Consider the following 9,401-nt stretch of genomic DNA (forward strand, 5'->3'; position numbering starts at 1 on the left):
GTGTTGTCCTCGGGGGAGGCGTTGACCACGGTGATCGACGCGTTGCGGACACGGTGGAGTTGGGGGTCGGCCATGGCAGTTCCCGGGGGCGCACAGCCGGCCGGGTGACCGGCCGGAACCCTGACCGGCGGTGACGGCCGAGCGGAGCCCCCGCTCCCGCGGCCGACAAGGTCACTGAGAGCCGGACGGGCGTCCGGGCGCTGCGACGGCGGCTTCCCGACAAGCGTCCGAACGGGGAATCGCCCTGCTCGGCCCCTCGGTCAGCATGGTCGTCAGCTGACGAAGTCCTTCACGATGGTGTAGACCTCGTAGACCGTGTAGCCGACCTCGATCGCCTTGCGGACCAGCCACGGCACGTACTTCTCGTACGCCTTCTTGAACGCGTTGTAGCCGCTCTTGGCCGCGGCCTTCAGCTTGTTCCAGGCGGTCGAGCCGAGGCCCTTCAGCTTGCCGATGAGCCAGCTGATGCGGCCCTTGGCGGCGACCTCGCCCGTCTCCGCTGCGGCCGAGGCAGTGGCGGCGTTGGTGGAGGCGGCCGGCGTCGCGATCCTCACCTCGGCGGCCGCGGAGACCGCGCGGTGGGTGTCGACCGTCTGCACCTGGGCGACGGAGCGGGCCGGAGTCGGGGTCGCGGCGGTGGCGGCCGGTGCGCCGACACCGATGAGGGCACCGACGAGCACGGTGCTCGCGATGATGCGGTTCTTGTTCACGGAGTCCTCCATGAGTCAACTTGCAAGCCGTTCCAGCCGGTTGGCCAACGGCTCGCACAGGCTCACAAGGCCCCGTCTCCGCACTCACCCTGTCGCCCCCCCCCTGACGATCTCGGACATGAGCACATCATGCAGCGTCGGTGTCTCCGGGGTGTCTCCGCGCTGTTCTCGGGCCAGGTCAGGGGAACCGGACCGTCGACGGCCGAACGCGCCGGGGAATCACTTTCGGTCACTGCTGCCCCACCGGTGGTGGCCAATACGGCTTGTTCCGTTCGGCAGCCAGGTGTTAACTGTCTGGCGCGTGACCGCGCAGCTGACCTCTGTCGCATCACGCGCGGCCCGGTACTCACAAGGACACGGGCCGCATACGGGGAAAACAGGGGGAACCTTTGTCATACCTATCTCGGTTCGGAGTGGCCTCCACGCACCCGGACAAGAGCGAGACCGAACCCACCGTGCTGTTCCGTCTGCTGGGCGACGACGGCATCCACCTCGCAGAACACGAATCCCACCGACTGCCGCCGCAGACAGCCGAACTGCTCGCCTACCTGGAACTGCGCGGCGGGCGCAGAGCCCGAAGACCCGCCCTCGTCGGAGCGCTCTGGCCCGACCTGCCGGAGAGCGTCGGGCGGCGCAGGCTCAGCCGCCTTCTGTGGCGGACGAACCGGAGCCTTCCCTGGGAACTGACGTACGCCGAAGGCGAGACGGTGCACCTCACCGACGCGCTGGCCAGCGACTGGAGGCTGGCGGAGGAAGCCCTTGAACGCGTCACCCGGCCCGGCGTACCGCCCCGCGCCCGGGACCTGGAGATGCTGCGACAGCCGTTGATGTCCGACGTGCGGTCGGCATGGGCGGAGATGCACCAAGCCAGCTGGGACGAGCGCAGGTTCCACGCACTGCGGGAGGCCGGTCACAGCCTCCTGGCCGACGGCCGTCCCCACGAGGCGGCGGAGACCGCGACATTCCTGGTTTCCTGGGAGCCGCTCGACGAGCCGAGCCATCTGCTGCTCATGCGGGCGTTCGTGGAGATCGGAGCACCCAGCAGGGCCACCGAGCTGTTCCGGGACCTGCGGCGACGGCTGCGCAGAGAGCTGGGCGTCGAGCCCGCCCCCGAACTCGCCGCGCTGGCGGGCCAGCCGGCCTACGCGTCGTAAGGGAGCTCTGTGGCAGGCCCACCGGTTCACAGGGGATGACGCATCCACACGTTGGGCTCGACGTACACCGCGTACCCGCGCTCCACCTCGCAGCGCACCGGCACCAGGCCGCCCGGCAGCTCGATGTCGCCGTCGGTGTCGAAGGGCAGGCCCGTCCATCGACGCCAGTCCGCGAGCGAGGCGGCCACCGTCATGGACGCCGGGGCCACCGAGTCGATAGTGGCCCCGGCCCGGGCGTGGACGCGCAGCCAGGGGTCCTGGGGCAGGCCGTCGGGGCGGACACGGTGGGCGTACTCCTCCATCGGCGTGTGCGGTTCCAGGTGCTTGGCGTTGGGGCGGACCGGGGCGACGACCTCGCGGAAGCCGCGGGCCCGGGCGTTGTCCCGCATGGCCGAGAGCATCACCCCGGACAGGCCGCGCCCCTGTGCCTGCGGGGCGATCGAGACCGAGATCGCGCTGACGGTGTCGGGGCGGACTCCGCGCCGCAGATCGGAGAAGGCCCACACCAGCACCGCGGCCCAGCCGTTGGCCGGCAGCCGGCCGCGGTGTTCGGCTCCGAGGGCGAACGGCACGCTGTAGGCGTTCGCCACGACCTCGCCCCGCTCGTCCTCGGCGAACAGGACGTACTCCGGCAGTTCGGCGGCGATCCGCGGGAAGTGGGCGGCGCCCACGAGGTCCTGGATCACGAATTCCGGCCAGCTGTCCGCCATCCCGACGACCCGCTCCAGCATGTCCGGGCGGTCGGCGAGGCTCGCTATCTTCGGCTGCATGTGATCACGGTAGGCAGGGCGGTGGACACACGGAACCGAATTAGCGAGCGGGCACCCGGTCCGCCGCCTGGGACGGCCTGGCCCGCTGCGCGGCAACCACCATGACGGCCCGGCGATCAGGGACTCGCCTCAGACCGATACCGAAACCGCCGAGTGCCGGCGCGATGAGTCCACTCGGCGTCCGTCACTCTCCGATCGACATCAACTGCCCACCGGGCAGGGGCGCTACCCGCCGCACTGCTTCAGCATCATCTCCTTGTCTGCCGCCGTCACGGGGAGTGCGTACTTCAGTGACACCTGGGCGAAGCGCACCGAGTAGGCGCAGCGGATCTGCTTGTTCGGGGGCAGCCAGGACGCCGGGCCGGAGTCCCCCTTCGAGCCGTTGGCCGGCCCGTCCACCGGGACGAGGTTGAGCGGGTCGTTGGCGATGGACTCCCGCTTGTCCTTTGTCCATCGCGAGGCGCCCATCTGCCAGTCGTACGACAGCGGCATGACGTGGTCTATCTGGACCTTGATCGCATGGGACTTGGTCCACTCGATGATCTTCCCGGTGTAGGGGTCGTGCAGGGTCAGCGAGGTGACCACGCAGTCCGATCCCGCGCGATAGCGCAGGTCCTCCCCGTCTCGCTTCAGGAGGTCGTTCCGCGAGTCGCAGCCGTTGTGGGAGAAGGGGACGTCACGTGGTGCCGAGTCCATCCAGGCGTAGCCGAACTTGTCCCGTTCGTAGCCCGTCCTGGGGCCACGGCCCTTGGTCGCCACCTTCTCGATCAGGGCGCGTGCCCTCTCCTTGTCCGCGCCGGAGGTGATCGCCGCCAGTCCCGGCTTGGTGCCATCCGGGTTGTCCAGCGGGTTCACGGCACGTCCGTCGCCGGCGTCCGGGGCGCCGGAAGCGGAGGATCCACCGCCGTCCGCGGGCGGGGTCAAACCCTCGCAGCCGGCCAGTGCCGAACCGGTGAACACCATCGCGACACACAGTGTCGCCCCGCCCCTCAGACGCGTCACTCTGCGCCCCTCCTCTGTCTGTCTGTTCCGCTCCGGCACGGACGGCCCGCGCCCGGTTCCACCGTAGCGAGGAAGAGGTTCAGACCACATCGGGCCTCAATGCGCATTCTTCGTATCTCGCGCGTATCGTCGGTTCTGAGTCACCTCCGGAGGGAGCTTTGCATGGGCATCTTCGACAAGTTCAAGAGCCAGGCGCGGAACAAGGGCAAGCAGGGCTCTGACACCGCGGAAGAGCGGATCAACGAGAGGACCGGCGGCAAGTACGAAGACCAGGTCGACTCCGGCCAGCAGCGCGTCGAGGGCTCGCTGGGCATGGACCGCGACCGGGAACGGCCCGAACAGCAGTAAGGCCTCCGACTCCGGGGCCGTCCGCGGAGACCCATGGATCTGTCCTGCGGGCGGCTTCACGTGTGTCTGCTGCGGACGGCTTCACATGTGCCTGCTGCGGGCGGCAGCCCGGGGGCCGCCGCCCGCTTGACCTTGACACCGACGTCAGGGTCGGACGATCACCGCATGGCAACCACATACCCGAAGACCAGGCAGCAGAACGCGCTGCCGGCCCCGCGGACCGTGCTCGTCACCGGCGCCGGCAGCGGCATAGGCCGTGCCACCGCGCACGCCTTCGCCGACGAGGGCGCACACGTCGTCGCGGTGGGCCGCCGCGAGGCACCCCTCGTCGAGACCGCCGGACATGACCCGTCCCGCATCAGCCCGCTCGTCGCCGACCTCACGGCCACCGACGGCCCCGAGACCGTCGTCCGTACGGCACTCGACCGGCACGGCCGTCTCGACGTGCTGGTGAACAACGCCGGCATCGTCAACGCACGGTCGCTGCGCACCTACACACGTGCCACCGTCGAGCCTCTGCTCGCGACGAACCTCCTCGCCCCCGTCCTGCTCACCCAGGCGGTGCTCCCGGCACTGGAGGACAGCCGCGGTGTCATCGTGAACGTGACGACGTCGGTGGGGCAGCGCGGCTGGCCCGGCAACTCCCTGTACGCGGCAGGGAAGGCGGCCCTGGAGGTGCTCACCCGCAGCTGGGCGGTGGAGCTCGCGCCGCTCGGGATCCGGGTCGCCGCCGTGGCGCCGGGTGCGATCGACACCCCCATCGGCGACCACGCCGGTCACACCCCCGAGCAGCAGGCCGCGATCCGCGCGTGGCAGCTCGACCACACGCCGCTCGGCCGGATCGGCCGCCCCGAGGAGGTGGCGTGGGCGATCGCCCGACTGACCTCGCCACGGGCCTCGTTCATGACCGGCGTGGTCCTTCCGGTGGACGGCGGCGCGGTCGTCACATGACACTGGCGCGCATGGCAGCACCTCGTATCCGGATCGGTGAACTCGCCGACGCGACCGGCACGTCGGCGCGCGCCCTGCGCCACTACGAGCAGGCGGGCCTCATCTCCTCCGAGCGGGCCGCGAACGGCTATCGGCTGTACGACGCCGGTACGGCCGTGCGCGTCCGCAACATCCGGCAGCTGCTCGACGTAGGGCTGACGCTCGACGACGCACGGGTGTTCCTGCCGTGCCTGGACGGTGACGTCGCGGCCGGGCCCGCCTCCGAGAAGGGGCTGCGGGTGGCCGCGGATCGTCTGGCGGTGCTGGAGGCCCGTATCGCCGCGCAGGTCGCCGTCCGCGACCGGCTTACGACGGCACTGCGTCAGGCCGGCGGCAGCGCACCCGCCCCGCCGGCGGCCCTGCACCGGACAACCGGCGCACGGGCACGGACGGTGGCCTGACCGACCCCCAGCGGAGCCGGGGCGTCAGCGACGCCCCGGCCACCGGCGCATCACGAACCCAGCACCGACGTCAGGAACTCCCCGACCCACGCCAGCAGTTCCCGCCCGACCAGCGGCCTGCCGCCCACCTTCGCGGTCTTCGGGCGCGGTACCAGCACTTGGTGCACCGCCGGCTTGATGACGACCCCGGGGTACAGCCGCTTGACCCGCAGCTCCTGGGACTCGCGCAACTCCACCGGCGCGAACCGGATGTTGTTGCCCTGGAGCACGATCTCGCTGACGCCGCACGCACGCGCGAACATGCGCAGGCCCGCGACGAGCAGCAGGTTCTCCACCGGTTCGGGCAGCTTGCCGTAGCGGTCGACGAGTTCCTCGCGAACCGCCTTGATGTCCTCCTCCGAGTTGGCGGAGGCGATGAGCCGGTACGCCTGGAGCCTGAGCCGCTCGCCCGGCGCGTAGTCGTGCGGGACGTGCGCGTCGACGGGCAGCTCGATCTTGACCTCGAGCGGCGGCTCTTCCTCGATCTCGCCGGTCTCCAGCTGGCGCCGGTAGTCCGCGACGGCCTCGCCGACCATCCGCACGTACAGGTCGAAGCCGACGCCCGCGATGTGGCCGGACTGCTCGCCGCCGAGGAGGTTGCCCGCGCCGCGGATCTCCAGGTCCTTCATGGCCACGTACATACCGGCGCCCATCTCGGTGTGCTGGGCGATGGTCGCGAGCCGCTCGTGCGCGGTCTCGGTCAGCGGCTTCTCGGGCGGGTAGAGGAAGTAGGCGTAGCCGCGCTCGCGGCCACGGCCCACCCGGCCGCGCAGCTGGTGGAGCTGGCTGAGCCCGAAGTTGTCGCCGCGCTCCACGATCAGGGTGTTGGCGTTGGAGATGTCGATGCCGGACTCCACGATCGTCGTGGACACCAGCACGTCGAACTTCTTCTCCCAGAAGTCGACGACGACCTGCTCCAGTGCCGACTCCGACATCTGCCCGTGGGCGGTGGCGATGCGCGCCTCGGGGACGATCTCGCGCAGGCGCGCCGCCGCGCGGTCGATCGACTCGACGCGGTTGTGGATGTAGAAGACCTGGCCCTCGCGCAGCAGCTCACGGCGGATGGCGGCGCCGATCTGCTTCTCCTCGTAGGGGCCGACGAAGGTCAGGACCGGGTGGCGCTCCTCCGGCGGGGTGGTGATCGTCGACATCTCGCGGATGCCCGTGACCGCCATCTCCAGCGTCCTGGGGATCGGGGTCGCGGACATCGTCAGCACGTCGACGTTCGCGCGGAGCTTCTTCAGCTGCTCCTTGTGCTCGACGCCGAAACGCTGCTCCTCGTCGACGATGACCAGGCCCAGATCCTTGAACTTGGTCTCGGACGAGAACAGCCGGTGGGTGCCGATGACGATGTCGACCGAGCCCTCGCGCAGGCCCTCCAGGACCCCCTTGGCCTCGGTGTCGGTCTGGAAGCGGGACAGGGCCTTCACGCTGACCGGGAACTGCGCGTACCGCTCGCTGAACGTCCCGAAGTGCTGCTGCACGAGCAGCGTCGTGGGCACCAGGACGGCCACCTGCTTGCCGTCCTGGACGGCCTTGAAGGCGGCGCGGACCGCGATCTCCGTCTTGCCGTAGCCGACGTCACCGCAGATCAGGCGGTCCATGGGGACCGTCTTCTCCATGTCCTCCTTGACCTCGGCGATGGTGGTGAGCTGGTCGGGCGTCTCCGCGTAGGGGAAGGCGTCCTCCAGTTCACGCTGCCAGGGGGTGTCCCCGCCGAAGGCGTGCCCGGGGGCGGCCATGCGCGCGCTGTACAGCTTGATGAGGTCGGCCGCGATCTCCTTGACGGCCTTCTTCGCGCGGGCCTTCGTCTTCGTCCAGTCGGCGCCGCCGAGGCGGTGCAGGGTGGGGGCCTCGCCGCCGACGTACTTGGTGATCTGCTCCAGCTGGTCGGTGGGGATGTAGAGACGGTCGCCGGGCTGGCCGCGCTTGGCGGGGGCGTACTCGACGACCAGGTACTCGCGGGTGGCGCCCTGGACGGTGCGCTGCACCATCTCGATGTAGCGGCCCACGCCGTGCTGTTCGTGGACGATGTAGTCGCCCGGCTCCAGGGTGAGCGGGTCGATGGTCTTGCGGCGGCGGGCCGGCATGCGGGCGCCCTCGCGGCCCGACGCCTTCTGACCCGACAGGTCGGTTTCGGTCAGGACGGCGAGTCCGAGGGCCGCGTCGACGAAGCCGTGGTCGATCGAGCCGCACGCCACGTGCACGACGGACGGGGAGATCTCGGCGAGGTCGGAGTCGAGGCGGGCCGCGATGCCCTCGCCGCCCAGCACCTCGACCGTTCGGGCCGCCGGGCCGTGACCCTCGGTGACGAACACCGTGCGCCAGCCGTCGGCGAGCCAGCCCTTGGTGTCGGCGAGGGCCTTGGCGGTGTCGCCGCGATAGGTCTCCGGGGCGCGCATGCCGAGCTTGAGGGTGTCCCCTTCGAGCTCCTCGTCGGCGGCGAACGGCGACACCGACCACCACATCATGTCCAGCTCGCGGGCCCGGTCCCGGACGTCCGCGATGGACCACAGGGAGGCCGCTCCGACGTCGATGGGTGCCTCGCCGCCCCCGGCGGTGGCCGCCCAGGATGCCTGCAGGAACTCCTGCGAGGTGGTGACGAGGTCCGACGCCCGCGTGCGGACCCGCTCCGGGTCGCACACGACGGCCATGGCGCCCTTGGGCAGCACGTCGAGCAGCAGCTCCATGTCGTCGACGAGGACCGGCGCGAGGGACTCCATGCCCTCGACTGCGATGCCCTCGGCGATCTTGCCGAGCAGTTCACCGAGCTCGGGGTGTTGTTCGGCGAGGGCACGCGCGCGGGTGCGGACGTCCTCGGTGAGCAGCAGCTCGCGGCACGGCGGCGCCCACAGGCCGTGCTCGGCGACTTCGAGGGAGCGCTGGTCGGCGACCTTGAAGTAGCGGATCTCCTCGACGTCGTCGCCCCAGAACTCGACGCGCAGCGGGTGTTCCTCGGTGGGCGGGAACACGTCCAGGATGCCGCCGCGCACGGCGAACTCGCCGCGCTTCTCGACGAGCTCCACGCGCGCGTAGGCAGCTGCCGCCAGGGCTTCGACGATCTCGTTGAGGTCGGTGGTCTGCCCGCTCCTCAGGGAGACCGGTTCCAGGTCGCCGAGGCCCTTGACCTGCGGCTGGAGCACGGACCGGACGGGTGCGACGACGACGGAGACGGGGCCGGTCTCGGGGTCGTCGGGGCGGGGGTGGGCCAGGCGGCGCAGGACGGCCAGGCGGCGGCCGACGGTGTCGCTGCGAGGGCTGAGCCGCTCGTGCGGGAGCGTCTCCCAGGACGGGTACTCCACGACCCCCTCGGCCGGGAGGAGGGAGCGCAGGGCCGCGGCCAGGTCCTCCGCCTCACGGCCCGTCGCCGTGACCGCCAGCACCGGGCGGCCTGTCTCACGGGCCAGGGCGGCGACTGCGAAGGGCCGGGCCGCAGGGGGGCCGACCATGTCGACGTGCGTGCGGTTGCCGTCTGCGGCCGCCCTGATCGCTTCCGCGAGGGCGGCGTCCTTGACTACGGCGTCGAGCAGACCGTGCAGGCTCATTCGGGGCTTTCCGTCCAGGGGGTGGGCAAGTCGACGGGCAGGAGGTGGGCAAGTCGAGGGCGGTGGGCAAGTCGAGGGCAGGGGGTGGGCAGGACGACGGGCCTGACGCGCGCCGCGGGCCGGGGGGTCTCCAGCGTACGACGATGCGCGCCCACGCGGCGGGCCTGTGGATAACGCCCGTTCTCCCCGGAGCGAACACCCGTTCCCCCTGGAGGGCTCCTTGGAAGCGCCGCCGTCGAGGCACGGAACGCCACGGCACGCAGTCGGCCAAGTGGGGGTTCAGCCGCCCCACCTTCACAACATCACCCCCACCCGCTGTTTTCGCCCCGGCATGATCGGTCGGACGTCGCTCCCGACGTTTCACCCCACCCCTAAGGCACGGCATGCCCGCCCCCTCCCTCCAGGTCCCACGACCTCACATACCGGCGCCGGTCACCCTCCC

At 70.8% G+C, this 9,401-nt stretch carries 8 protein-coding genes; 4 read left to right on the forward strand and 4 right to left on the reverse strand.

Features of this window, described 5'->3' with window-relative positions:
- Positions 1–272: 272 nt before the first annotated feature.
- Positions 273–710 carry a hypothetical protein gene (locus ABZ281_RS23650; protein WP_356658399.1) on the reverse strand — a complete coding sequence of 146 codons (438 nt, stop codon included), beginning with the start codon at positions 708–710 and terminating at the stop codon, positions 273–275.
- A gap of 413 nt (positions 711–1,123) precedes the next feature.
- Between ABZ281_RS23650 and ABZ281_RS23655 the strand changes: the two genes are divergently transcribed.
- On the forward strand, positions 1,124–1,864 hold the full coding sequence (locus ABZ281_RS23655) for a bacterial transcriptional activator domain-containing protein (protein ID WP_356658401.1): 741 nt from the start codon (positions 1,124–1,126) through the stop codon (positions 1,862–1,864).
- Positions 1,865–1,890: 26 nt separating this feature from the next.
- Here the strand turns inward: ABZ281_RS23655 and ABZ281_RS23660 are convergent, their stop codons facing one another.
- A complete protein-coding gene (locus ABZ281_RS23660) occupies positions 1,891–2,634 on the reverse strand; it encodes an N-acetyltransferase (protein ID WP_356658403.1) in 744 nt (247 codons plus the stop codon).
- Positions 2,635–2,859: 225 nt separating this feature from the next.
- Positions 2,860–3,636, reverse strand: a complete 777-nt coding sequence (locus tag ABZ281_RS23665; RefSeq protein ID WP_356658405.1) for an HNH endonuclease family protein — start codon at positions 3,634–3,636, stop codon at positions 2,860–2,862.
- Between the two features lie 162 nt (positions 3,637–3,798).
- Here ABZ281_RS23665 and ABZ281_RS23670 point away from each other — a divergent pair, with 162 nt between their 5' ends.
- From ABZ281_RS23670 to ABZ281_RS23680, 3 genes are all read left to right on the forward strand, one after another.
- A complete protein-coding gene (locus ABZ281_RS23670) occupies positions 3,799–3,984 on the forward strand; it encodes an antitoxin (protein ID WP_031105126.1) in 186 nt (61 codons plus the stop codon).
- A 165-nt stretch (positions 3,985–4,149) separates the two neighbouring features.
- Positions 4,150–4,935, forward strand: coding sequence for an SDR family oxidoreductase (locus tag ABZ281_RS23675; RefSeq protein ID WP_356658407.1), 786 nt, complete (start codon positions 4,150–4,152; stop codon positions 4,933–4,935).
- Between the two features lie 26 nt (positions 4,936–4,961).
- The gene (locus ABZ281_RS23680; protein WP_356658411.1) at positions 4,962–5,375 is read left to right on the forward strand and encodes a MerR family transcriptional regulator; all 414 of its coding nucleotides are present in this window, start codon (positions 4,962–4,964) and stop codon (positions 5,373–5,375) included.
- Between the two features lie 50 nt (positions 5,376–5,425).
- Here the strand turns inward: ABZ281_RS23680 and mfd are convergent, their stop codons facing one another.
- A complete protein-coding gene (mfd, locus tag ABZ281_RS23685) occupies positions 5,426–8,959 on the reverse strand; it encodes a transcription-repair coupling factor (RefSeq protein ID WP_356658409.1) in 3,534 nt (1,177 codons plus the stop codon).
- Positions 8,960–9,401: the final 442 nt, after the last annotated feature.

It is taken from the genome of Streptomyces sp. NPDC006265 (genome assembly GCF_040613555.1).
GTDB lineage: Bacteria > Actinomycetota > Actinomycetes > Streptomycetales > Streptomycetaceae > Streptomyces.